We start from the raw sequence: 24,872 nt of genomic DNA, 5'->3' as shown, positions 1-24,872 counted from the left end.
CCTTAGTGTTGAGCCGCTGGACCGCCGATCGGCGACTCCGGACGATCATCCTGGGAAGCCTGCTTGCCAGAGGTCCCGGCATCGTTGTCCCAGTCACGTGGCTCACGCGGAGTGCGGCCAGCCATGATGTCGTCGATCTGGTCGGCATCGATGGTTTCGTACTTCATCAAGGCCTCGGCCATGGCGTCGAGCTTGTCGCGATTGTCGGTGAGGATCTGCTTGGCCGTGGCATAGCACTGGTCGATGATGCTGCGCACTTCGGAGTCGATCATCTTCGCCGTCTCACCGGAAACGCTGGCATGCTGGCTACCCGCGCTGCGGCCGAGGAACACCTCGCCCTCTTCTTCGGCGTACATCAGCGGCCCGAGTTTTTCGGACAGGCCCCACTTGGTGACCATGTTCCGGGCAATCTGGCTCGCACGCATGATGTCGTTGGAGGCGCCAGTGGTCACACCATCGAAGCCCAGGGTCATCTCTTCAGCGATACGACCGCCATAAAGCGAGCAGATCTGGCTGATCAGCGCACGCTTGGACAGGCTGTAACGGTCTTCCTCCGGCAGGAACATGGTCACACCCAGGGCACGACCACGCGGAATGATCGACACCTTGTACACCGGATCATGCTCGGGCACGACACGGCCGACGATGGCGTGGCCAGCTTCGTGGTAAGCGGTGTTCTGCTTCTCTTTCTCGGACATGACCATGGTCTTGCGCTCGGCGCCCATCATGATCTTGTCCTTGGCCAGCTCGAACTCCTTCATCTCGACCACGCGCTTGCTGGAACGGGCAGCGAACAGCGACGCCTCGTTGACCAGGTTGGCCAGGTCGGCACCGGAGAAGCCAGGGGTACCGCGGGCGATGACCGCCGCGTTGACGTTCTCGCCGATTGGCACCTTGCGCATGTGCACTTTGAGGATCTGCTCACGACCACGGATGTCCGGCAGGCCGACCACCACCTGGCGGTCGAAGCGGCCCGGGCGCAGCAGCGCCGGGTCGAGCACGTCGGGACGGTTGGTGGCGGCGATGACGATGATGCCATCGTTCATCTCGAAGCCATCCATTTCGACCAGCAACTGGTTCAGGGTCTGCTCACGTTCGTCGTGACCGCCACCCATGCCGGCGCCACGGTGGCGGCCGACGGCGTCGATCTCGTCGATGAAGATGATGCAAGGAGCGTGTTTCTTGGCCTGCTCGAACATGTCGCGCACGCGGCTGGCACCCACGCCGACGAACATCTCGACGAAGTCGGAACCGGAAATGGTGAAGAACGGCACCTTGGCTTCGCCGGCGATGGCCTTGGCCAGCAGGGTCTTACCGGTACCGGGCGGACCGACCATCAGCACACCGCGGGGAATGCGGCCACCCAGGCGCTGGAACTTGCCCGGGTCACGCAGGAACTCGACCAGCTCGCCAACTTCTTCCTTGGCCTCGTCGCAACCGGCAACGTCAGCCAGGGTAGTCTTGACCTGGTCTTCGGACAGCAGGCGCGCCTTGCTCTTGCCGAAGCTCATCGGGCCGCCTTTACCACCGGCACCGCCCTGCATCTGGCGCATGAAGAACATGAACACGGCGATGATCACCAGGATCGGGAAACTGGCCACCAGCAACTGGGTCCAGATGCTCTGCTGCTCCGGCTGCTTGCCTTCGACGGTGACGTGGTTATCGACCAGGTCGCCGATCAGGCCGTTATCGGTGATGGCCGGGCGGACGGTCTTGAAGTTGTCGCCGTCGGTGCGCTTGCCGGTAATGATGTAGCCGTCGACGGTCACGCGCTCGACCTTGCCATCCTTGACCTGCTGGATGAAGTCGGAATAGTTGAGGGTCTGCGGCTCGTTAGGGCTCGAGAAGTTGTTCATCACCGTCACCAGGACGGCGGCGATGATCAACCAGAGGATCAGATTCTTTGCCATGTCGTTCAATTCGCTACCCTCTGAGGCCGGCGCACGACGCAGCCGTGCCTCGCATGATATTCATCGCCCTAACTTACTACATTACCCACGCATCCGCAGGCACCGTCTGTAACCCTTTGTGAAAGCTAGACTACACGAAGTTCGGACGATCCAGACGGAGCCGCCGATTGGAAATAACTATCGGCAACCCCGCAGCACGCCTTTCACGCTCCCTTGAAACCCTTGCCCAACAGGTACTGTTCACGGGAGCGATCCCGCGAGGACGACGGCTTGCGCATCTGCACCTTGTCGAACTTGCTGCGCACGTCCTTCAGGTACATGTCGAAACCCTCGCCCTGGAAGATCTTGATCAGGAAATCCCCGCCGGGCTTGAGCACGCGGGTCGCCAGATCCAGGGCCAGTTCACAGAGGAACATGGCGCGCGGCATGTCCACCGCGGGCGTACCACTCATATTGGGGGCCATATCGGAAATCACAAGGTCTACGTGCGAATCACCGACCGCCTGCAGGATCTGCTGCAGCACTTCGTCCTGGGTAAAGTCGCCCTGGATGAAGGTAACGTCCGGGATCGAGTCCATTTCCAGGATGTCCGAGGCGATCAACCGCCCTTGGCCACCAATCAGACGGCTGGTCACCTGCGACCAGCCACCTGGCGCTGCGCCGAGGTCGATCACGCTCATGCCGGGGCGGATCAGGCGGTCTTTTTCCTGGATCTCCAGCAGTTTGTAGCTCGCACGCGAGCGGTAGCCATCCTTCTGCGCCTGTTTCACAAAAGGATCGTTGAAATGCTCTCGCAGCCAGTTTGCGCTGCTTTTGGAACGTTGTACCACGGGGCACCTCGATGATATGCGTCGTGTTTGACTGGGCGGAGCCAGGGGCCCTCGGGTAAAATGCCCGTCAATTTTACAGAATCAGACGAAAAGGGTCAGATTATGCCGCTCAATAACGAGCAGAAGAAGCAATACAAGTCCATTGGTCATGACCTGAAGCCGGTCCTGATCGTTGCTGGCAACGGTGTGAACGAAGGCGTCGCCGCCGAACTGGAGCGCGCCCTGGCCGATCACGAGCTGATCAAGGTCGAAATCCGTTCGGAAGACCGTGAAGAGCGCGCCGCCGCGATCGCCGAACTGTGCAAGGTCGGCCGCGCCGAGCTGGTGCAGACCATCGGCAAGAAGGCGCTGATCTACCGCAAGAACCCACAGCCGAACAAGCAGCTGTCCAACATCCACCGCTTCAAGTAACGGTGGCGCCGATCAGTGGCGCGCCTTGCGCGCCCTGACCGGAACCGGCTGGGCCACCAGCACGATGCCGGAAAAACCCAGCACCAAAAAGCAGAACATCTGCCAGCGTTCGCCCACGGAGATCCCGTAGCGCAGAGTGTAGTAGCTGACGCAGGCAGCGAAGCCGAGCAACAGCATCTGGCCGCGAAATTGCCGCCACCAGGCCGCCAGGCCATCCACCCTCGCCAATACAGCCAGCTGGGTCAACAGCCCGAGCATTGCCACGCCGATCAACCAGCGGTCGATCTGTGCAGCAATGTCGTGCACCAGCAACGGCGCCAGGCCACTGACTTTCAGCGCCGGCACCAGCCCCACGTGGAACACCCACAGGCCGCCGACCCAGAAAACCTGGGCCAGCTGCCAGAGGATCCCCTCGAGGGATGGCGCCCGCAGGCGCCGGTCAGATGTGCTTGACTTCGACAATCTCGTACTCGACCGTACCGTTCGGCGTCTTCACGACCACCGTGTCACCTTCTTCCTTGCCAATGATGGCACGGGCGATAGGTGCACCGCTGGAAAGCTTGCCTTTCTTCACGTCGGCTTCATCTTCGCCAACGATCTGGTAAGTCACCTGATCGCCGGTTTCAGTGTTCTCCAGATCGACAGTGGTGCCGAAGATGACCTTGCCGGTGTGGGCAATGGTGGTCACGTCGATCACCACCGAGTTCTGCAGGCGGCCTTCGATATCGCGAATACGCGCCTCGACCATGCCCTGCTCCTCACGGGCGGCATGGTATTCGGCGTTTTCCTTGAGGTCGCCCAGCTCGCGGGCCTCACCGATAGCCTGGCTCAGGCGCGGGCGCTCGGTCTTGCTCAGGAAGAGATGCTCTTCTTCCAGGGCGCGAGCGCCCTGGACGGTCATCGGGTACTTGGTAATGCTCATGCTTTGAGTCCTGCATGCAGATCCTGCAGGCGACGAACGGTCTTTTCCGGACCGAATTTCAGCGCCTCGCAGATGGCTTCACCGGCCGCAATGGTGGTGGTGCAGTAAATCTTGTGCTGCAGCGCATTGCGACGAATCGAGTAGGAGTCGGCAATCGACTGGCGGCCTTCGGTGGTGTTGATGATCAGCGACACTTCGTCGTTCTTGATCATGTCGACCACGTGCGGGCGACCCTCGGTCACCTTGTTCACACGGCGCACTTTCAGGCCGGCCGCTTCGATAACCTTGGCGGTGCCTGCAGTTGCAACCACTTCGAAGCCCAGGGCGATCAGGTCGCGGGCAACGCCAGCCACTTGTGGCTTGTCGTCGTCGCGCACGCTGATGAACGCGGTACCGCCGGTCGGCAGCACTTCGCTGGCGCCCATCTGGGCCTTGGCGAAGGCTTCACCGAAGCTGTCGCCGACACCCATGACTTCACCGGTGGATTTCATCTCAGGGCCGAGGATCGGGTCAACCCCCGGGAACTTGGCGAACGGGAAGACGGCTTCCTTGACGCTGTAGAAGTTCGGGATGATTTCCTGGGTGAAGCCCAGTTCCTTCAGGGTTTTGCCTGCCATGACGCGTGCGGCGATCATCGCCAGCGAGGTGCCGATGCACTTGGACACGAACGGCACGGTACGCGAGGCGCGCGGGTTGACCTCGATCACGTAGATCTTGTCGCCCTGCAGGGCCAGCTGCACGTTCATCAGGCCGACCACGCCCAGCTCCAGGGCCATTTTCTTGACCTGCACGCGGACTTCGTCCTGCACTTCCTTGCTCAGCGAGTAAGGTGGCAACGAGCACGCCGAGTCACCGGAGTGAACGCCGGCCTGCTCGATGTGCTGCATGATCGCGCCGATCACCACGTCGGTGCCGTCGCAGACCGCATCCACGTCCATCTCGATGGCGCAGTTGAGGAAGTGGTCGAGCAGCACTGGGCTGTCGTTGGACACTTGCACCGCTTCACGCAGGTAGCGCTTGAGCTCGTCCAGCTCGTAGACGATCTCCATCGCACGGCCGCCCAGCACGTAGGACGGGCGCACCACCAGCGGGTAGCCGATAGTGCCGGCCGCCTTGATGGCTTCGTCTTCGCTGCGCACGGTGGCGTTTGGCGGCTGCAGCAGGTTCAGGCGCTGAACCATCTGCTGGAAACGCTCGCGGTCTTCGGCGCGGTCGATGGCGTCCGGGCTGGTGCCGATGATTGGCACGCCGGCTTCTTCCAGGGCACGGGCCAGTTTCAGCGGGGTCTGGCCGCCGTAGTGGACGATCACGCCCTTCGGCTTCTCGACGCGGCAGACTTCCAGCACGTCTTCCAGGGTCAGCGGCTCGAAGTACAGGCGGTCGGAGGTGTCGTAGTCGGTGGAGACGGTTTCCGGGTTGCAGTTGACCATGATGGTCTCGTAACCGTCTTCACGCAGGGCGAGCGCTGCGTGCACGCAGCAGTAGTCGAACTCGATGCCTTGGCCGATACGGTTCGGGCCACCGCCCAGGATCATGATCTTGTCGCGGGTCGACGGGTTGGCCTCGCACTCTTCCTCATAGGTCGAGTACAGGTAGGCGGTGTCGGTGGCGAACTCGGCGGCGCAGGTGTCGACGCGCTTGTACACCGGGAACACTTCCAGCTTGTGGCGGTGACGGCGCAGGTTCTTGTCGGTGATGCCGAGCAGCTTGGCCAGGCGCTGGTCCGAGAAGCCCTTGCGCTTGAGGCGCAGCATGTAGTCCTTGTCGATCGCCGACAGGGCCAGGGTCTTGACCTTCTCTTCTTCCTTGATCAGGTCTTCCATCTGCACCAGGAACCACAGGTCGATGCCGGTCAGCTGGAAGATTTCCTCGATGGTCATGCCCGAACGCATGGCGTCGGCCACGTACCAGATACGCTCGGCACCCGGCACGGTCAGTTCGCGCTTGAGGATGCTGGCGGCTTCCGGGCTGGCCAGGTCGACTTTCGGGTCGAGGCCGCAGGCGCCGACTTCCAGGCCACGCAGGGCTTTCTGCAGGGATTCCTGGAAGGTACGGCCGATGGCCATGACTTCACCGACGGATTTCATCTGAGTGGTCAGGCGGGCGTCGGCCTTGGGGAATTTCTCGAAGGCGAAGCGTGGCAGCTTGGTGACGACGTAGTCGATCGACGGTTCGAAGGACGCCGGGGTACGGCCGCCGGTGATGTCGTTCTGCAGTTCGTCGAGGGTGTAGCCGATGGCCAGCTTGGCGGCGATCTTGGCGATCGGGAAGCCGGTGGCCTTGGAGGCCAGGGCGGACGAACGCGAAACACGCGGGTTCATCTCGATCACGACCATGCGGCCAGTGTTCGGGCAGATGCCGAACTGCACGTTGGAACCGCCGGTTTCGACACCGATTTCACGCAGCACCGCCAGCGAGGCGTTGCGCATGATCTGGTATTCCTTGTCGGTCAGGGTCTGCGCTGGCGCCACGGTGATCGAGTCACCGGTATGCACGCCCATCGGGTCGAAGTTTTCGATGGAGCAGACGATGATGCAGTTGTCCTTCTTGTCGCGGACCACCTCCATCTCGTATTCCTTCCAGCCGATCAGCGATTCGTCGATCAGCAGTTCCTTGGTCGGCGACAGGTCCAGACCACGGGTGCAGATTTCTTCGAATTCTTCACGGTTGTAGGCAATACCGCCACCGGTGCCGCCCATGGTGAAGGACGGGCGAATGATGCATGGGAAGCCGAGCTTCTCGAGGACCGCATTGGCCTCTTCCATGCTGTGGGCGATACCCGAGCGCGGGCACTCAAGGCCGATGTCCTTCATGGCCTTGTCGAAGCGCGAGCGGTCTTCGGCCTTGTCGATGGTGTCGGCATTGGCACCGATCATCTCCACGCCGAACTTTTCCAGAACGCCATGGCGCTCCAGGTCCAGGGCGCAGTTCAGCGCGGTCTGGCCGCCCATGGTCGGCAGGACGGCGTCCGGGCGCTCTTTCTCGATGATCTTGGCCACCGATTGCCATTTGATCGGCTCGATGTAGGTGGCGTCGGCCATGGCCGGGTCGGTCATGATGGTGGCTGGGTTGGAGTTCACCAGGATGACGCGGAAACCTTCCTCGCGCAGGGCCTTGCAGGCCTGGGCGCCGGAATAGTCGAACTCACAGGCCTGGCCGATCACGATCGGGCCAGCGCCGAGAATCAGGATGCTTTTGATGTCTGTACGTTTTGGCATGGTGGTCACTCAAATCCGGGGTCAGTCGGCAAGCCGCTTTGAACAATCTGGGTCAGGCGCTTCCGGGCGCGGCACAAGCCGGCCCGGGGCCTTGAAGCAGGATGCTCAGCGGCGCTTGGCCATGGCATCGGTGAAACGATCGAACAGTGGCGCGACGTCGGTCGGGCCCGGGCTCGCTTCAGGGTGGCCCTGGAAGCTGAACGCGCTCTTGTCGGTGCGCTCGATACCCTGCAGGGTGCCGTCGAACAGCGACTTGTGGATGGCGCGTACGTTAGCCGGCAAGGTGGCTTCGTCGACGGCAAAGCCGTGGTTCTGGCTGGTGATCATGACCACGCCGGTGTCCAGGTCCTGGACCGGGTGGTTGGCACCGTGGTGGCCATGGCCCATCTTCACGGTCTTGGCGCCGGAGGCCAGGGCCAGCAGCTGGTGGCCGAGGCAGATGCCGAAGACCGGAATCTCGGTCTCGAGGATTTCCTTGATCGCCTGGATGGCGTAGTCGCATGGCTCCGGATCACCAGGGCCGTTGGACAGGAACACACCATCGGGGTTGAGCGCGAGCACTTCGCTGGCCGGGGTCTGGGCAGGCACCACGGTCACGCGGCAACCACGCGCCACCAGCATGCGCAGGATGTTCAGCTTGACGCCGTAGTCGAAGGCAACCACGTGACACGGCAGGTCGGCAGCGTCGATGGTCGGGTGACTGTCGGTCTTCAGTTCCCACACGCTGGAACGCCACTCGTAGCGCTCTTTGGTGGAGACGACCTTGGCCAGGTCCATGCCCTTCAGGCCCGGGAAGGCACGGGCAGCGGCGATGGCCTGCTCTTCGGTGATGTTGTCACCGGCGAGGATGCAGCCGTTCTGGGCGCCCTTTTCACGCAGGATACGGGTCAGGCGACGGGTATCGATACCGGCGATGGCGACAACGTTGTTGGCCTTGAGGTACTCAGGCAGCGACTGGGTGTTGCGCCAGTTGCTGGCCAGCAGCGGCAGGTCGCGGATGACCAGGCCGGCGGACCAGACGCGGTTGGATTCGGCGTCTTCCGGGGTGGTGCCGGTATTGCCGATGTGCGGGTAGGTCAGGGTGACGATTTGCTGCGAGTAGGAAGGGTCTGTAAGGATTTCCTGGTAGCCGGTCATAGCGGTGTTGAATACCACCTCGCCAACGGTCTGACCGTCGGCACCAATGGCTTCACCGCGAAAAATACTGCCGTCGGCAAGGGCGAGTATGGCTGGCTTTGTCAAGAAGACCTCCCGTAAATCAAGCATGAAAGGGCGATCGCAGGTTGCAAAAAAGCGGAGTGACGTATGGACACGTCACCCCGCTTTTAAGTGCTGAATTCAATTCGCTGCGCGCTTTTAGTGGACACACTAAAGCTGTAGCTTACAGAAAAGTGCGTTTTCGGTCTACCGTAGATGTGTCTCTAAAACACACCAATGCGACAAGGGGCTGCCAGGCAGCCCCACGGCATCAACGCAGCTCAAGCACGTCCTGCATGTCGTACAGGCCAGGCTCGCGCCCTTCCAGCCACAGCGCGGCGCGCACGGCGCCCTTGGCGAACGTCATGCGGCTGGAGGCCTTGTGGGTGATCTCCAGACGCTCGCCTTCGGCGGCGAACAGCACGGTGTGGTCACCGACCACATCACCGGCACGCACGGTGGCGAAACCGATGGCCTTGCGATCACGGGCACCGGTCTGGCCTTCACGACCATAAACCGCCACTTCCTGCAGGTCGCGCCCCAACGCATTGGCAACCACTTCACCCATGCGCAGCGCGGTCCCCGACGGCGCGTCGACCTTGTGCCGGTGATGGGCCTCGATGATCTCGATATCCACATCATCGCCCAGCACCCGGGCCGCCATGTCCAGCAGCTTGAGGCTGAGGTTCACGCCCACGCTGAAGTTCGCGGCGAAGACGATCGGGATCTCCTTGCCCGCCTCCGCCAGCAGCTCTTTCTCTTCCGGCGTGAAACCGGTGGTGCCGATGACCATGGCCTTGCCCGCCTTGCGACAGAACGCCAGGTTCTTCAGGGTCACCGAAGGATGCGTGAAGTCGATCAGCACATCGAACTCGTCGGCGACCTTGGCCAGGTCATCGCAGATCGGCACGCCGATACGCCCAAGGGCCGCCAGCTCACCGGCATCGGCCCCGACCAGCGAGCTGTCCGGGCGATCGATCGCCGCTGTCAGCCCGGTCTGGGGCGCCTGCTGCTGCACAGCCTCGACGAGGGTCTTGCCCATCCGCCCCGCCGCGCCCATTACCGCAATACGTCGCATAGCCTGTTCCTTCTCAGAGATCGCCGAAGAAGCGCTTCACACCCTCGAACCAGCCGCTGGCCTTGGGCGAATGGGAGCTGTCGCCTTCCAGCGAATCGCGCAGCTCTTCGAGCAGCTCGCGCTGGCGACGGCTGAGGTTGACCGGCGTTTCCACCGCCACACGGCACAGCAGGTCGCCTGCCGCGCCACCGCGCACCGGTGCCACACCCTTGCCGCGCAAGCGGAACTGCTTGCCGGTCTGGGTACCTTCGGGGATCTTCAGCTTCACGCGACCATCGAGGGTCGGCACTTCCAGCTCGCCACCCAGGGCGGCATCGGTATAGCTGATCGGCACTTCGCAGTAGAGGTGCTTGCCGTCGCGCTGGAAGATCGGGTGCTCGCGCACATTGACGACCACGTACAGGTCACCGGTCGGGCCGCCATGGGCACCCGCCTCGCCTTCGCCGGACAGGCGGATGCGATCGCCGGTATCGACGCCAGCCGGCACCTTGACCGACAGGGTCTTGTATTCCTCGACACGGCCTTCGCCGTGGCACGAGCCGCAAGGGTCGGTGATGATCTTGCCCTGGCCATGGCAGCGCGGGCAGGTCTGCTGTACCGCGAAGAAGCCCTGCTGCATGCGCACCTGGCCGATACCGCCACAGGTCGGGCAGGTCGACGGGGTCGAGCCCTTCTTGGCGCCGGAGCCGTCGCACGGCTTGCAGTTGACCAGCGTGGGGACGCGGATATTGACCGTGGTACCGCGCACCGCCTCTTCGAGATTGAGCTCGAGGGTGTAGCGCAGGTCGCTGCCACGCTGTGCGCCGCCACGACCACCACCACGGCCACCGCCGAAGAAATCACTGAAGACATCGCCGAAGATATCGGAGAAGTTGGCACCACCGAAGCCGGCACCGCCGCCACCCATGCTCGGGTCGACGCCGGCATGGCCGTACTGGTCGTACGCCGCACGCTTGCTGGCATCCGACAGCACTTCGTAGGCCTCGTTGGCCTCCTTGAACAGGTCTTCGGACTCTTTATCACCCGGGTTGCGGTCAGGGTGGTACTTCATCGCCAGACGGCGGTAGGCCTTCTTCAGATCACCTTCACTGGCGCCACGCTCGACACCCAGGACTTCATAAAAATCACGCTTTGCCATAGGTCATTTGCACTCTTGGGGGCGTTCGGCATACCTCTGCGCATCGGTGCGCCATGCCGTCAGCACCTGCCGCCATACGCGAATGCGCCCAGACAGATGCTGTAAATAATTCTCGTGTTCCAGACACGCCAACGCGGGAGCAAGCCCCCGCGCGGCGACATCCTACCAGCTCACCGGCAAACGACGGTGAACTGGGCGACAACATGCAGGATTTACTGCTTGTTGTTGTCTTTTACTTCTTCGAACTCGGCGTCAACCACGTCGTCGTGCTTGGCTTCCGGCTCGGCCTGCTGGGCGCCGCCCTGCGGTTGCTCGGCCTGTTGCTCGGCGTACATCTTCTGGGCAACAGGGGCCGAAACCTTGGACAGCTCCTCGACCTTGGCGTCGATGGCAGCCTTGTCGTCGCCCTTGACGGCGGCTTCCAGGGCAACCACGGCGGCCTCGATGACAGTCTTCTCTTCGGCGGTGACCTTGTCACCCGCTTCAGTGACCATCTTGCGGGTCGAGTGGACCAGCGCGTCACCCTGGTTACGGGCGGCGGCCAGCTCTTCGAACTTGCGGTCTTCCTCGGCGTTGGCCTCGGCGTCACGCACCATCTTCTCGATTTCTTCGTCGGACAGGCCGGAGTTGGCCTTGATCACGATCGACTGCGCCTTGCCGGTGGCCTTGTCCTTCGCACCGACGTGCAGGATGCCGTTGGCGTCGATGTCGAAGGTCACTTCGATCTGCGGCACGCCACGTGGAGCCGGCGGGATATCGGCCAGGTCGAACTTGCCCAGCGACTTGTTCTGCGAAGCTTGCTTGCGCTCGCCCTGCAGCACGTGGATGGTCACGGCGCCCTGGTTGTCGTCGGCGGTCGAGAACACCTGCGACTTCTTGGTCGGGATGGTGGTGTTCTTCTCGATCAGCGCGGTCATCACGCCACCCATGGTTTCGATACCCAGGGTCAGCGGGCTGACGTCCAGCAGCAGTACGTCCTTCACGTCACCGGCCAGAACGGCGCCCTGGATGGCGGCACCCATGGCGACGGCTTCGTCCGGGTTGACGTCTTTGCGTGCTTCTTTACCGAAGAAGTCGGCAACGGCTTTCTGCACCATCGGCATACGGGTCTGGCCACCGACCAGGATCACGTCGTCGATCTTGCTGGCATCGATGCCGGCGTCCTTCAGGGCGATGCGGCATGGCTCGATGGTACGGTTGACCAGGTCTTCGACCAGCGACTCCAGCTTGGCGCGGGAGATCTTCACGTTCAGGTGCTTCGGACCGGTTGCGTCTGCAGTGATGTACGGCAGGTTGACGTCGGTCGACTGGGCCGAGGACAGCTCGATCTTGGCTTTTTCAGCGGCTTCTTTCAGGCGCTGCAGAGCCAGGGGATCGTTCTTCAGGTCCATGCCGGACTCTTTCTTGAACTCGTCGACGAGGTAGTCGATCAGGCGCATGTCGAAGTCTTCGCCACCCAGGAAGGTGTCGCCGTTGGTAGCCAGTACTTCGAACTGGTGCTCACCGTCGACTTCGGCGATTTCGATCACGGACACGTCGAAGGTACCACCACCCAGGTCATAGACGATGACGGTGTGGTCGCCCTTGCCCTTGTCCATGCCGTAGGCCAGCGCGGCGGCGGTCGGTTCATTGATGATACGTTTTACGTCCAGGCCAGCGATGCGACCGGCGTCTTTGGTGGCCTGGCGCTGGCTGTCGTTGAAGTAGGCCGGAACGGTGATGACCGCTTCGGTGACTGGCTCGCCGAGGTAGTCTTCGGCGGTCTTCTTCATCTTTTTCAGGACTTCGGCGCTGATCTGCGGCGGAGCCATCTGCTTGTCGGCGGCCTCTACCCAGGCGTCACCGTTGCTGGCCTTGACGATCTTGTAAGGGACCAGCTTGATGTCTTTCTGCACGACATCTTCTTCGAAGCGGCGGCCAATCAGGCGCTTCACCGCGAACAGGGTGTTATGCGGGTTGGTGACCGCCTGGCGCTTGGCCGACTGGCCAACCAGGATTTCGCCGTCGTTGGCGTAGGCGATGATCGAAGGCGTGGTGCGCGCGCCTTCGGCGTTCTCGATGACCTTGGCGGTGCCGTTTTCCAGCACGGAGACGCAGGAGTTGGTGGTCCCCAGGTCGATACCGATGATTTTACCCATGATGATTCTCCCGAAACTTGAATTTGGTAGCAGTGACTGCTTTGGCCATCTGCGCTAATACTTGAAGGCTTGACACCTAGATGGGGGCGCCCGGAAAGATTTCAAGCCTTTTCATTGATCGAAGGCTGCGCAGCGCTCGGCGCCTTGCTGACCACCACCATGGCGGGGCGCAGCAGGCGGCCGTTGAGCAGGTAGCCCTTCTGGAACACGTTGATCACGCTGTTCGGCTCGACATCGGCGCTTTCCTGCATGGCCATCGCCTGGTGGTGCTCGGCATTGAATGGCTGGCCGTGCGGGTCGATGGCTTCGAGGTTGTAGCGCTTGAGGGTGTCCTGGAACATCTTCAGGGTCAGCTCGATACCATCGCGCATCGGCTTGATGGTTTCGTCGTCGGCGCTGGACAGCTCCAGGCCACGCTCCAGGCTGTCGATGATCGGCAACAGGTCGCCGGCGAACTTCTCCAAGGCGAACTTGCGGGCCTTGTCGACGTCCTGTTCAGCGCGACGAATGCTGTTCTGCGCTTCTGCAGCAACACGCAGGGACTGATCCTTGGCGGCGGCCAGCTGCTCCTCGAGCTCCAGAATGCGGGCGTCGGCGTTAGCTGCAACGGCCTCTTCGGGGTTCAGGTTCTTTTCATCCAGCTGTTCGTCAGCCATTGGGTTTCTCCTCCACGATTTCTGTCGTGCGAGCCAGGCTCGCTATGTCTTGCCGGCTATATGGGGTCGGAAAAACCAGGTTCAAGGGGGCAGGTGCTTTTCCACATTCGTCGACCGGCTATTGGCAGACTCGCGAAAAGCACTGTATAAATATCCAGACACGACCCCTCGGGAGCCGCCCCAATGCTGGTGCACCTGTCCATCCACAACTACGCCATCGTCGAACACCTCGACCTCGAGATCGCCCGCGGCATGTCCGTCATCACCGGCGAGACCGGGGCCGGCAAGTCAATCATGCTCGACGCCCTCGGCCTGGCCCTTGGCGATCGCGCCGACAGCGGCGTGGTGCGTCCGGGCACCGACAAGGCGGACATCCTCGCCACGTTCGACCTGGTCGACATCCCCGAGGCGCACGCCTGGCTCGCCGAGCGCGACCTGGAAAGCGACGGCCCCTGCATCCTGCGCCGGGTGATCACCGCCGAGGGCCGCAGCCGCGGCTACATCAATGGCACCCCCTGCCCGCTGGGCGACCTCAAGGCCCTGGGCGAGCTGCTGATCGACATCCACAGCCAGCATGAACACCAGTCGCTACTGAAAACCGATACCCACCGCCGCCTGGTGGACGAGTACGCCGGCGCCACCGACCTGGCCCGCCAGGTACAGCTGGCCGCCAAGCGCTGGAACCAGACGCGCCAGGAGCTGGAGCGCCTGAGCAACTCCGGCGACGAGCAGCGGGCACGCCACCAGTTGCTCAGCTACCAGCTGGAGGAACTCGACAACCTGGGCCTTGGCGAAAACGAGCTGGAGCAGTTGGAGCAAGAGCACAAGAACCTGACCAACGCCGAGGCCCTCTTCGGCATCTGCCGCCAGGTCATCGACCAGTGCAGCGAAAGCGACTCGGGCAACGTACTGAGCGCCCTGACCATGAGCCTCAATCGCCTCGGCGCGGTAGGCAATGCGCCCAAGGCACTGGGCGAGGCGGTCAACCTGATTGCCAGCGCGCAGATCCAGGTGGAGGAGGCCGTCGGCGAACTCAACCGCTTCCTCGACAATTTCGATGCCGACCCGATGCGCCTGCAGACCCTCGAAGAGCGCCTGGACACTATCTATACCCTCGCCCGCAAGCACCGCGTGCACCCCACCGAACTGCCGCACCTGCAACAGCGCCTGATGGAAGAGCTGGAAGGCCTGAACGCCAGCGACGAATCGATCGAGCGGCTGGGCGAGGAGCTCGCGGCCTTCGCCCAGCACTATAAAGAGAAGGCCATCGAGCTCAGCGCCCTGCGCCAGCAGGCGGCCAAACAGCTGGCCACCGCCGTGGAGCAGGAAATCCAGCGTCTGGGCATGCCAGGCGGGCGTTTCTGCATCGAACTCACCCCCTTCGAAAGCACGGACCTCTCGCCCCATGGCCTGGAGCAGATCGAGCTGCTGGTCAGCGCCAACCCTGGCCAGCCACTCAAAGGCCTGGCCAAGGTGGCCTCGGGCGGCGAGCTGTCACGCATCAGCCTGGCGATCCAGGTGATCACCGCTCAGACTTCACGCATTCCGACCCTGGTATTCGACGAAGTCGACGTGGGTATCGGCGGCCCGACCGCCGAAATCGTAGGCCAATTGCTTCGCCGCCTCGGCGAACGCGGCCAGGTGCTGACCGTGACCCACCTGCCACAGGTAGCCGCCCAGGGGCATCACCACCTGTTCGTGCACAAGGTACGCAACAGCGACACCACACACACCGCCGTGGCCAGCCTGGGCAAGCGCGAGCGAGTCGAGGAAGTGGCGCGGATGCTGGGCGGCATTGACCTCACCAAGGAGTCGCTGGCCCATGCGCGCAAGATGGTGGTGAGCGGCAAGGCCTGAGCCCTACGCGTCACCTCACAATCCCTATCGCCGGCAAGCCGGCTCCCACATGGATCGCGCCACCCTCAAAACCATCGCCACACCTGTGGGAGCTGGCTTGCCAGCGATGAGGCCAGCAAAGCCAGCGCCTTCGTCAGCCCCCCCTACAAAGCACAAAGGCGACCCGAAGGTCGCCTTTGTCGTCAGTAACGATTAAATCGTTACTTCTTTTTACGCACGTACAGAACCAGATTGTGGTCCACCAGCTCGAAGCCATGCTCGGCAACGATCTCTTTCTGGCGCTTCTCGATTTCGGCATCGAAGAATTCAATGACTTCACCGCTGTCCACGTTGACCATGTGATCGTGGTGCTTACCATCCGCCAGCTCGAACACTGCATGGCCGCCATCAAAGTTGTGGCGCTCCACCAGGCCCGCCGCTTCGAATTGGGTCAGTACGCGATACACGGTCGCCAGGCCGACATCTTCGCCAGCTTCCATCAGCGCCTTGTACACATCCTCGGCACTCATGTGACGCTGCTCGGCGGAGTCGAGCATCTGAAGAATCTTTACTCGAGGCAGGGTTACCTTGAGGCCCGCTTTGCGCAATTCGCTATTTTCAACCATGGTCAGCTTTCTCGCCGATGCTGCTTCGCAGCTTCTCTTAATACGGGTATGATCGGGGTTTACGTTGTCCAGCCAAGATAGTGGAAGTCGCCCACCGATGCAAAACACCAAGCTCTTGCTAACCAGCCTCACCCTAGTGGGACTGCTCGCACTCGCCGGTTGCTCGTTTCCCGGGGTTTACAAAATCGACATCCAGCAGGGCAATGTCGTCACGCAGGATATGATAGACCAATTGCGTCCGGGAATGACCCGCCGACAAGTAAGGTTTATCATGGGCAACCCCCTGCTGCAGGACACCTTCCACACCAATCGCTGGGATTATCTCTACAGCCTGCAGCCTGGCGGCGGCCAGCGCCAGCAAGAGCGCATGAGCATCTTCTTCAACGAGAACGACCAACTGGTCAACCTCTCCGGCGACTTCATGCCAGGCGTCAGCCGCGACCAGGAAATCCTCGGTGGCAGCGGCGACACCACGGTCAACCCGGACAAGCAGCCGAGCCAACCGGAGAAGCCAGCCAAGCCAGGCTCGCTGGAAGACTCGCTGCAAAAGGAAATCGACAACGTCGAGACCACCCCGGTGCCAACACCAGCACCGCTGGAAACTTCGCCGCAGTAAATGCGCCGATACTAAAAAGCCCGGATCTTGTCCGGGCTTTTTATTGCCTGCATGAATGACGGGGGTTACTCACCCGCCACGCGCACCCTCAACCATTGAGCTGCTTGGCCCGCTGGCAGAAGGCATCGACCATGGTGTTGGCCGCCTGGTTGAACAGTGGCCCCAAGGTGGCCCGCACCAGGGCACCGGCATAGTCGAACGACAGGTCGAGGCTGATCTTGCAGGCCTTTTCTCCCAGCGGCTTGAACACCCACAGCCCATGCAACTGGGTGAACGGCCCCTCTTCCAGGTTCATCTCGATCGACTGCCCCGGCACCAGCACATTGCGCGTGATGAACTGCTGGCTCATGCCACCCTTGGCCACTTCCAGCCTGGCCCGCATGTGCGTGTCACTGGTCTCGAGCACCGTGGACGCCGAGCACCAGGGCAGGAACTCCGGGTAGCTCGCCACATCGTTGACCAGGTCGTAGAGCGCCTGGGCAGGGTACGGCAGCAGAGCGGAGCGTTGAATATGGGTAGTCATCCAGGCGTCACTTCCAAACTGGGCGGCAGCGCTTGTCAGCGCCTTGAAAACGGCTCTGCGCGGCAGAGCGTGGGTTGCATTGTCCGGGATTCACACAACAGGCTCAAGCGCAGCTAAACCCCGTAGCCGAGGACGCGGCGACTGCCTATAATGCCGCCCCTATGGCTAAACAAAAGAAGCATCCGACCGGGACCATCGCGCAGAACAAGAAAGCGCGACACGATTACTTCATCGAACACAAGTTCGAGGCCGGGCTGGTCCTGTCCGGCTGGGAAGTAAAAAGCCTGCGGGCCGGCAAGGCGCACCTGACCGACAGCTACGTGCTGCTCAAGGATGGCGAAGCCTGGCTGTTCGGCAGCCACATCACCCCACTGAACACCGCCAGCACCCACGTCATTGCCGACCCCATCCGCACCCGCAAGCTGCTGCTGAACAAGCGCGAGCTCGAGCGCCTGGAAGCGGCCGTGGCGCAGAAGGGCTACACCTGCGTGGCGATGTCGCTGTACTGGAGCAAGCACCTGATCAAGTGCGAGATCGCACTCGGCAAGGGCAAGAAGGAGTTCGACAAGCGCGATACCGTGCGCGAGCGCGACTCCAACCGCGAGCTGCAGCGCACGATGCGCAACAAGGGCAAGGAAGAGTAAGCAGTCCTTCGCATTGCGACGCCTGCCTCGCGGATGAATCCGCTCCTACAGGTTTCACCCCCTGTAGGAGCGGATTCATCCGCGATAAGCCACGATGCTCAGCGCCCGCTGCGCCGCTCTGCCCGCGCCACCCGCTGCGCTTCCTGCTGCGCCTCCTGCAGCACCTCCTGCACATACAGGATGTGCCGGCTGGAAACCTCCCGCGCGTCCTCCGCACGCCCCTCGACAATCGCCAGATACAACTCGCGATGCTGGCTGATCAGCATGTCGCGGGTCTCCGAGCGTTGCTGGTACATGCCGCCAATGTTGGTCACCACATTGCGCTTGAGCAGGTCGAACAACCCGCGAATGGTGTGCAACAAAACGGCATTGTGGCTGGCCTCGGCAATGGCCAGATGGAAGCGCGCATCCGCCGCACCCTCCTCCGCCCGGTCCACTTCACCGACACGGTTGTAGCAGTCCTGCAACGCATCGAAGGCAGTCTTCAGCCGCTCACGATCCGGCTCGGTGGCGCGCTGCGCCGCGTAGTAGGCGCAGGACGCCTCCAGCGTATGACGAAACTCCAGCAGGTCACGCTGCGCCTCGGGACTGGATTCGAGCAGCTTCAGCAAGGGGTCGCTGAAGGTCGAGCCCAATGACTCGGCCACATAGTTGCCGCCGCCCTGGCGACTGACCAGCAAGCCCTTGGCCACCAACTTCTGGATCGCCTCGCGCAGCGACGGCCGCGACACGCCGAACTGCTCGGCCAGGGCGCGCTCGGCCGGCAGGCGCTGACCCGAGGTGAGGGTGCCTTCGAGAATCATCCCTTCCAACCGATCGACGATGTCGTCGGACAGGCGCCGCTGGCGGACCTGATCAAAAACCATCACATGCTCTCCACGAACCCCGGGGATGCGAATCCGGGGGCGCCTATTCTGCGCCTATCCGGCTTGCACCGACAGCCGTCAGGCGGCGTTTTTCCCAGCCAAGCAGATGCCCGCTCATCGGCATCCGACCAAAGTTTCCCACAGGACAAATTGACACACCCTGCGTGGCGCTCTTAACCTAGCGACCAGCCATTGTAAATTGGTCTTACCAATTATCCAATGCCAGTGCCTTGACCAACAACAATTAGGGGCCACCCCATATGCAAACCTGGCAACAACTCTATACCCCGCTTGGTAGCCTTGGCCTGTCCGCGCTGGCGGCGGTCATCCCAATCGTGTTCTTCTTCCTCGCCCTCGCCGTGTTCCGCCTCAAGGGCCACGTCGCCGGCAGCATTACCCTGGCACTGTCGATCCTGGTGGCGATCTTCGCCTTCCAGATGCCTGTCGACATGGCGCTGGCCGCTGCGGGTTATGGCTTCCTCTACGGCCTGTGGCCGATTGCCTGGATCATCGTCGCCGCGGTATTCCTCTACAAACTCACGGTCAAGAGTGGCCAGTTCGAAGTCATCCGCAGCTCGGTACTGTCGATCACCGACGACCAGCGCCTGCAGGTGCTGCTGATCGGCTTCTGCTTCGGCGCCTTCCTCGAAGGCGCGGCCGGCTTCGGCGCCCCGGTGGCGATCACCGCCGCGCTGCTGGTGGGCCTTGGCTTCAACCCTCTGTACGCCGCCGGCCTGTGCCTGATCGCCAACACCGCCCCGGTGGCCTTCGGCGCCCTGGGCATCCCGATCATCGTCGCCGGCCAGGTGACTGGCATCGACGCCTTCCACATCGGCGCCATGACCGGTCGCCAGCTGCCGCTGCTGTCGCTGTTCGTGCCGTTCTGGCTGGTGTTCATGATGGACGGCGTGCGCGGCGTGAAAGAGACCTGGCCTGCCGCCCTGGTGGCCGGCCTGAGCTTCGCCGTCACCCAGTACTTCACCTCCAACTTCATCGGCCCGGAGCTGCCCGACATCACCTCGGCCCTGGCCAGCCTGATCGCCCTGACCCTGTTCCTCAAGGTCTGGCAGCCCAAGCGCGCGTTCGCCGAGGCCAAGGGCAGTGTCGGCGCCGCCGTCGTGCAGTCGAGCGGCAGCCAACCGAGCCCGTACAGCTTTGGCGAGATCTTCAAGGCCTGGTCGCCATTCCTGATCCTCACCGTGCTGGTGACCATCTGGACCCTGAAACCGTTCAAGGCAGCCTTCGCCCCGGGCGGCGCGATGTACAACTTCGTGTTCAACTTCGCCATCCCGCACCTCGACCAGCTGGTGGTCAAGACCGCCCCAATCGTCACAGCGCCCACCGCCATGCCGGCGGTGTTCAAGCTCGACCCGATCTCCGCCACCGGCACCGCGATCTTCCTCTCGGCGCTGATCTCGATGTGGGTGCTGAAGATCAACCTCAAAACTGGTCTGACCACTTTCAAAGAGACCTTCTGGGAACTGCGCTGGCCGATCCTGTCGATCGGCATGGTGCTGGCCTTCGCCTTCGTCACCAACTACTCGGGCATGTCCTCGACCATGGCCCTGGTGCTGGCCGGCACCGGCGCGGCGTTCCCGTTCTTCTCGCCGTTCCTCGGCTGGCTGGGCGTGTTCCTGACCGGCTCGGACACCTCGTCCAACGCCCTGTTCAGCTCGCTGCAGGCCACCACCGCGCACCAGATCGGCGTCAGCGACACCCTGCTGGTGGCGGCCAATACCAGCGGCGGCGTGACCGGCAAGATGATCTCGCCGCAGTCGATCGCCGTGGCCTGCGCGGCCACCGGCCTGGTCGGCAAGGAATCCGACCTGTTCCGCTTCACCGTCAAGCACAGCCTGTTCTTCGCCACCATCGTCGGCCTGATCACTCTGGTCCAGGCCTACTGGCTCACTGGCATGCTGGTTCATCACTAAAGTGACAGGGGCCGGGCGCCTTGACGCGCCTGGCATTCCCCACAAGCAACGCTGCGAGAATCCATGATCATTTCCGCCTCCACCGACTATCGCGCCGCGGCCCAACGCAAGCTGCCCCCCTTCCTGTTCCACTACGCCGACGGCGGCGCCTACGCCGAACACACCCTGCGCCACAACGTCTCGGACCTGGCCGGCATCGCCTTGCGCCAGCGCGTACTGAAGAACATGTCCGAGCTGAGCCTGCAGACGCAGCTGTTCGACGAAACCCTGAGCATGCCCGTGGCCCTGGCCCCGGTCGGCCTCACCGGCATGTACGCCCGCCGTGGCGAAGTGCAGGCGGCACGCGCAGCGGCGGCCCACGGCATTCCGTTCACGATGTCGACGGTATCGGTGTGCCCGATCGAAGAAGTGGCCCCGGCCATCGACCGGCCGATGTGGTTCCAGCTGTATGTGCTCAAGGACCGCGGCTTCATGCGCAACGCCCTGGAGCGCGCCAAGGCCGCCGGGGTGAAGACCCTGGTATTCACCGTCGACATGCCCGTGCCCGGCGCCCGCTACCGCGATGCCCACTCCGGCATGAGCGGCGCCAACGGCCCGCTGCGCCGCGTGCTGCAAGCCATGACCCACCCGCAATGGGCCTGGGACGTCGGCGTGATGGGCCGCCCGCACGACCTGGGCAATATTTCCGCGTACCGCGGCAACCCCACGGGCCTGGCCGACTACATCGGCTGGCTGGGCAACAACTTCGACCCGTCCATCTCCTGGAAAGACCTGGAGTGGATCCGCGAATTCTGGGACGGCCCGATGATCATCAAGGGCATCCTCGACGCCGATGACGCCCGCGACGCGGTCAAGTTCGGCGCCGACGGCATCGTCGTCTCCAATCACGGCGGCCGCCAGCTCGATGGCGTGCTGTCCAGCGCCCGCGCCCTGCCGGCCATCGCCGACGCGGTGAAGGGCGATATCAAGATCCTCGCCGACTCCGGCATCCGCAGCGGCCTCGACGTGGTGCGCATGATCGCCCTGGGCGCCGACAGCGTGCTGATCGGCCGCGCCTTCCTCTATGCCCTGGCCACCCACGGCGAGGCCGGGGTGAAGAACCTGCTGGAGCTGTTCGAGAAAGAGATGCGCGTGGCCATGGTGCTGACCGGCGCCAAGTCCATCGGCGAGATCAGCAAAGACTCGCTGGTCCGCGAACTGGGCGCCTGAGCGCGCCCACCAACGCCTGAATACCCGGGGCACGCCGCGCACCAGACGCCGCGGCCCCGCGAGGAGACTGCATGAGCCTGCCCGCCGCGTTCCTGCGTGATGCCGAGCGCCTGATCCCCGCCGAACGCCGCTTCGACGACCCGACCTCGACCCTGGCCTTCGGCACCGACGCCAGCTTCTACCGGCTGATCCCCAAGCTGGTGCTGCGCGTGGAGTCCGAGGACGAAGTGGTCGCGCTGATCCAGCTGGCCCAGCGCGACCGGGTGCCGGTGACCTTCCGCGCCGCCGGCACCAGCTTGTCCGGCCAGGCCATCAGCGACTCGGTGCTGATCGTGCTCGGCGACAACTGGAATGGCCGGGAGATTCGCCACCAGGGCGGGCAGATCCGCCTGCAGCCCGGCGTGATCGGCGCCCAGGCCAATGCCTGGCTGGCCCCCTATGGGCGCAAGATCGGCCCGGACCCGGCGTCGATCAACGCCTGCAAGATCGGCGGCATCGTCGCCAACAATGCCAGTGGCATGTGCTGCGGCACCGCGCAGAACACCTACCACACCCTCGCCGGCCTGCGCCTGGTGCTGGCCGACGGTACCCGCCTGGACAGCGAGGACCCAACCAGCGTCGCCGCCTTCGAGCACAGCCACGCCGGCCTGCTGGACGAACTGGCCCGCCTTGGCCGCGAGACCCGCGCCAACACCGCGCTGGCTGAGCGCATCCGGCACAAGTACCGGCTGAAAAACACCACGGGGCTATCACTCAACGCACTGGTGGACTACGACCAGCCGCTCGATATCCTGCAGCATCTGCTGGTCGGTTCCGAAGGCACCCTTGGCTTCATCAGTGCCGTAACCTACAACACCGTGCCCGACCACCCGCACAAGGCCAGCGCGCTGCTGGTGTTCCCCAGCGTCGAAAGCTGCTGCCGCGCCGTGACCGTGCTCAAGCGCCAGCCTGTCTCCGCCGTGGAGCTGCTCGACCGCCGCAGCCTGCGCTCGGTGCAGGAGATGGCGGGCATGCCGGCATGGGTCAAGGACCTGTCGGCAAACGCCTGCGCCCTGCTGATCGAGTGCCGCGCCGCCAGCCAGAGCCTGCTGCACGAGCAGCTCGAGCAGGTGATGGCGTCCATCGACGACTACCCGCTGGAGCAGAAGGTCGCGTTCAGCGAAGACCCGGCGGTGTACAACCAGCTGTGGAAGATCCGCAAGGACACCTTCCCCGCCGTCGGCGCCGTGCGCCAGACCGGCACCACGGTGATCATCGAGGACGTGACCTTCCCCATCGAGCAACTGGCCGAAGGCGTCAACCGCCTGATCCAGCTGTTCGACAAGCACCGCTACGACGAGGCGATCATTTTCGGCCACGCCCTGGAAGGCAACCTGCACTTCGTCTTCACCCAGGGCTTCAACAGCGCCGAGGAAGTGGCGCGCTACCAGGCCTTCATGGACGACGTGGCGCAGCTGGTGGCAGTGGAATTCGGCGGCTCGCTCAAGGCCGAGCACGGCACCGGGCGTAACATGGCGCCCTTCGTCGAGCTGGAATGGGGGCATGACGCCTACCAACTTATGTGGAAGCTCAAGCGCCTGCTCGACCCCAACGGCATCCTCAACCCCGATGTGGTGCTGAGCGAGGACCCCAACATCCACCTGAAGAACCTCAAGCCGCTGCCGGCCGCCGACGAGATCGTCGACAAGTGCATCGAGTGCGGTTTCTGCGAGCCGGTGTGTCCGTCGAAAGGCCTTACCTTGAGCCCGCGCCAGCGCATCGTCATGTGGCGCGACATCCAGGCGAAGAAACGCGCCGGCGTTGATACCCGCGAACTGCTGCGCACCTACCAGTACCAGGGCATCGACACCTGCGCCGCCACCGGCCTGTGCGCCCAGCGCTGCCCGGTGGGCATCAACACCGGCGAGCTGGTGAAGAAGCTGCGCGGTCAGGCGGCCGAGCACGGCAAGGCCGCCGACTGGCTGGCCGAGCATTTCCACGCCACCCTGCGCGGCGCGCGCTTCACGCTGGCCGCCGCCAATGGCGCGCGCAAGCTGCTCGGTGCCCCGCGCATGAGCCGGCTCAGCGCCCGCCTGAGCAAGGCCAGCAAAGGCCGCCTGCCGCAGTGGACCCCCGCCATGCCGCAGCCGCTGCGGGCCGTCGAGCTCAGCACCGCGAGCCACGACGCCCGCCCTCGCGTGGTCTACCTGGCCGCCTGCGTATCGCGGGTGATGGGCCCGGCCTATGCCGACCGCGAGCAGAGTTCGCTGCTGGACAAGACCCGTGCCCTGCTGGAGAAGGCCGGCTACCAGGTAGTGTTCCCGGACAACGCCGACAGCCTGTGCTGTGGCCAGCCGTTCGCCTCCAAGGGCTACCCCGAGCAGGCCGAGCACAAGCGCCAGGAACTGATCACCGCGCTGCTGCACGCCAGCCGTGGCGGCCTTGACCCGATCTACTGCGACACCAGCCCCTGCACCCTGCGCCTGGTCCAGGACCTGGGCGAATCGCGGCTGGACCTGTACGACCCGGTGCGCTTCATCCGCACCCACCTGGTCGACAAGCTGGAGTTCACCCCCCAGGACGAGCCCGTGGCGGTACACGTGACCTGCAGCACCCAGCACCTGGGCGAAAGCCAGGCGCTGATCGACCTGGCGCGGCGCTGCAGCAAGCAGGTGGTGATCCCCGAAGGCATCCATTGCTGCGGCTTCGCCGGCGACAAGGGCTTCACCACACCGGAGCTCAACGCCCATTCGCTGCGCACGCTCAAGGACGCGGTGCAGTATTGCAGCGAGGGAATCTCCACCAGCCGCACCTGCGAGATCGGCCTGTCGAGCCACAGTGGCATCGATTATCACGGGCTGGTGTACCTGGTAGACCGGGTTACCCGGGCGCGCAGTCTCTGAAGGCTGGGCTTTCTCGCACCGGCCTCTCGCCGGCAAGCCGGCTCCACACCCCGACCGCGCTAGCCCAAAGCAATGTGCCATCCTGTGGGAGCCGGCTTGCCGGCGAGAGGCCGGTGCAGGCAAACAAGACAGTTGTTCCCACAGGTATGGCGCATGCCGGCATGCGACTTCTGCACAAACCCCACGCACTCAAGTAAACTGGCGGCCTTTTCGCGCAGCCTCGGGCTGCCCCTGTCGATTT

At 63.4% G+C, this 24,872-nt stretch carries 20 protein-coding genes; 7 read left to right on the top strand and 13 right to left on the bottom strand.

Annotated elements, in window-relative coordinates:
- Nucleotides 1-2: 2 nt before the first annotated feature.
- Complete coding sequence (gene ftsH, locus CCOS191_RS03410) at nt 3-1,910, bottom strand: ATP-dependent zinc metalloprotease FtsH (protein WP_038706866.1); 1,908 nt, start codon at nt 1,908-1,910, stop codon at nt 3-5.
- A gap of 203 nt (nt 1,911-2,113) precedes the next feature.
- A complete protein-coding gene (gene rlmE / locus CCOS191_RS03405) occupies nt 2,114-2,740 on the bottom strand; it encodes a 23S rRNA (uridine(2552)-2'-O)-methyltransferase RlmE (protein ID WP_011532133.1) in 627 nt (208 codons plus the stop codon).
- Nucleotides 2,741-2,842: 102 nt separating this feature from the next.
- Between rlmE and CCOS191_RS03400 the strand changes: the two genes are divergently transcribed.
- Complete coding sequence (locus CCOS191_RS03400; RefSeq protein ID WP_027595032.1) at nt 2,843-3,151, top strand: YhbY family RNA-binding protein; 309 nt, start codon at nt 2,843-2,845, stop codon at nt 3,149-3,151.
- A 12-nt stretch (nt 3,152-3,163) separates the two neighbouring features.
- Here CCOS191_RS03400 and CCOS191_RS03395 read toward each other — a convergent pair whose 3' ends face one another.
- The 8 genes from CCOS191_RS03395 to grpE all read right to left on the bottom strand — a co-directional run bounded on the left by CCOS191_RS03395 (nt 3,164) and on the right by grpE (nt 13,498).
- Nucleotides 3,164-3,613: an MFS transporter gene (locus tag CCOS191_RS03395; RefSeq protein WP_082120347.1), complete on the bottom strand. Its 450-nt coding sequence runs from the start codon at nt 3,611-3,613 to the stop codon at nt 3,164-3,166.
- The gene (greA, locus tag CCOS191_RS03390; protein WP_082120346.1) at nt 3,591-4,073 is read right to left on the bottom strand and encodes a transcription elongation factor GreA; all 483 of its coding nucleotides are present in this window, start codon (nt 4,071-4,073) and stop codon (nt 3,591-3,593) included. The genes CCOS191_RS03395 and greA overlap by 23 nt, the downstream gene beginning before the upstream one ends.
- The gene (gene carB / locus CCOS191_RS03385; protein ID WP_031314636.1) at nt 4,070-7,291 is read right to left on the bottom strand and encodes a carbamoyl-phosphate synthase large subunit; all 3,222 of its coding nucleotides are present in this window, start codon (nt 7,289-7,291) and stop codon (nt 4,070-4,072) included. Before carB ends, greA begins: the two co-directional genes overlap by 4 nt.
- Nucleotides 7,292-7,396: 105 nt before the next feature.
- Nucleotides 7,397-8,533 (bottom strand): glutamine-hydrolyzing carbamoyl-phosphate synthase small subunit, encoded by a 1,137-nt coding sequence (gene carA, locus CCOS191_RS03380; protein ID WP_046854062.1) that lies wholly within the window; start codon nt 8,531-8,533, stop codon nt 7,397-7,399.
- 226 nt (nt 8,534-8,759) lie between these two features.
- Nucleotides 8,760-9,566 (bottom strand): 4-hydroxy-tetrahydrodipicolinate reductase, encoded by an 807-nt coding sequence (gene dapB, locus CCOS191_RS03375; protein ID WP_046854061.1) that lies wholly within the window; start codon nt 9,564-9,566, stop codon nt 8,760-8,762.
- 13 nt (nt 9,567-9,579) lie between these two features.
- Entirely contained in the window at nt 9,580-10,704 is a 1,125-nt protein-coding gene (dnaJ, locus tag CCOS191_RS03370) for a molecular chaperone DnaJ (protein ID WP_028691264.1), read from the bottom strand.
- Between the two features lie 212 nt (nt 10,705-10,916).
- Nucleotides 10,917-12,842 carry a molecular chaperone DnaK gene (dnaK, locus tag CCOS191_RS03365; RefSeq protein WP_046854060.1) on the bottom strand — a complete coding sequence of 642 codons (1,926 nt, stop codon included), beginning with the start codon at nt 12,840-12,842 and terminating at the stop codon, nt 10,917-10,919.
- Nucleotides 12,843-12,943: 101 nt separating this feature from the next.
- A complete protein-coding gene (gene grpE, locus CCOS191_RS03360) occupies nt 12,944-13,498 on the bottom strand; it encodes a nucleotide exchange factor GrpE (RefSeq protein WP_046854059.1) in 555 nt (184 codons plus the stop codon).
- A gap of 183 nt (nt 13,499-13,681) precedes the next feature.
- Between grpE and recN the strand changes: the two genes are divergently transcribed.
- Nucleotides 13,682-15,355, top strand: a complete 1,674-nt coding sequence (gene recN, locus CCOS191_RS03355; RefSeq protein WP_046854058.1) for a DNA repair protein RecN — start codon at nt 13,682-13,684, stop codon at nt 15,353-15,355.
- Nucleotides 15,356-15,555: 200 nt separating this feature from the next.
- Here the strand turns inward: recN and fur are convergent, their stop codons facing one another.
- Nucleotides 15,556-15,960, bottom strand: coding sequence for a ferric iron uptake transcriptional regulator (gene fur / locus CCOS191_RS03350; RefSeq protein WP_028691268.1), 405 nt, complete (start codon nt 15,958-15,960; stop codon nt 15,556-15,558).
- Between the two features lie 97 nt (nt 15,961-16,057).
- Here fur and CCOS191_RS03345 point away from each other — a divergent pair, with 97 nt between their 5' ends.
- On the top strand, nt 16,058-16,576 hold the full coding sequence (locus CCOS191_RS03345; RefSeq protein WP_046854057.1) for an outer membrane protein assembly factor BamE: 519 nt from the start codon (nt 16,058-16,060) through the stop codon (nt 16,574-16,576).
- A gap of 88 nt (nt 16,577-16,664) precedes the next feature.
- Here CCOS191_RS03345 and CCOS191_RS03340 read toward each other — a convergent pair whose 3' ends face one another.
- Complete coding sequence (locus tag CCOS191_RS03340; RefSeq protein ID WP_046854056.1) at nt 16,665-17,099, bottom strand: type II toxin-antitoxin system RatA family toxin; 435 nt, start codon at nt 17,097-17,099, stop codon at nt 16,665-16,667.
- Between the two features lie 161 nt (nt 17,100-17,260).
- On the opposite strand from CCOS191_RS03340, the gene smpB reads away from it, so the two are divergent.
- Nucleotides 17,261-17,743, top strand: a complete 483-nt coding sequence (gene smpB / locus CCOS191_RS03335; RefSeq protein ID WP_023629355.1) for an SsrA-binding protein SmpB — start codon at nt 17,261-17,263, stop codon at nt 17,741-17,743.
- A 98-nt stretch (nt 17,744-17,841) separates the two neighbouring features.
- Here the strand turns inward: smpB and CCOS191_RS03330 are convergent, their stop codons facing one another.
- Nucleotides 17,842-18,609, bottom strand: a complete 768-nt coding sequence (locus tag CCOS191_RS03330) for an FCD domain-containing protein (protein ID WP_046854055.1) — start codon at nt 18,607-18,609, stop codon at nt 17,842-17,844.
- A gap of 260 nt (nt 18,610-18,869) precedes the next feature.
- Between CCOS191_RS03330 and CCOS191_RS03325 the strand changes: the two genes are divergently transcribed.
- From CCOS191_RS03325 to CCOS191_RS03315, 3 genes are all read left to right on the top strand, one after another.
- A complete protein-coding gene (locus CCOS191_RS03325) occupies nt 18,870-20,540 on the top strand; it encodes a lactate permease LctP family transporter (protein WP_046854054.1) in 1,671 nt (556 codons plus the stop codon).
- A 63-nt stretch (nt 20,541-20,603) separates the two neighbouring features.
- Entirely contained in the window at nt 20,604-21,749 is a 1,146-nt protein-coding gene (lldD, locus tag CCOS191_RS03320) for an FMN-dependent L-lactate dehydrogenase LldD (protein ID WP_038706870.1), read from the top strand.
- Nucleotides 21,750-21,820: 71 nt separating this feature from the next.
- Nucleotides 21,821-24,631 (top strand): FAD-binding and (Fe-S)-binding domain-containing protein, encoded by a 2,811-nt coding sequence (locus tag CCOS191_RS03315; RefSeq protein WP_046854053.1) that lies wholly within the window; start codon nt 21,821-21,823, stop codon nt 24,629-24,631.
- Nucleotides 24,632-24,872 lie beyond the last annotated feature (241 nt).

The sequence above is a fragment of the Pseudomonas sp. CCOS 191 genome, assembly GCF_001007005.1.
GTDB lineage: Bacteria > Pseudomonadota > Gammaproteobacteria > Pseudomonadales > Pseudomonadaceae > Aquipseudomonas > Aquipseudomonas soli.
Note: the sequence above shows the minus strand (reverse complement) of the source record. Positions and strands in the feature narration are given on the sequence as shown.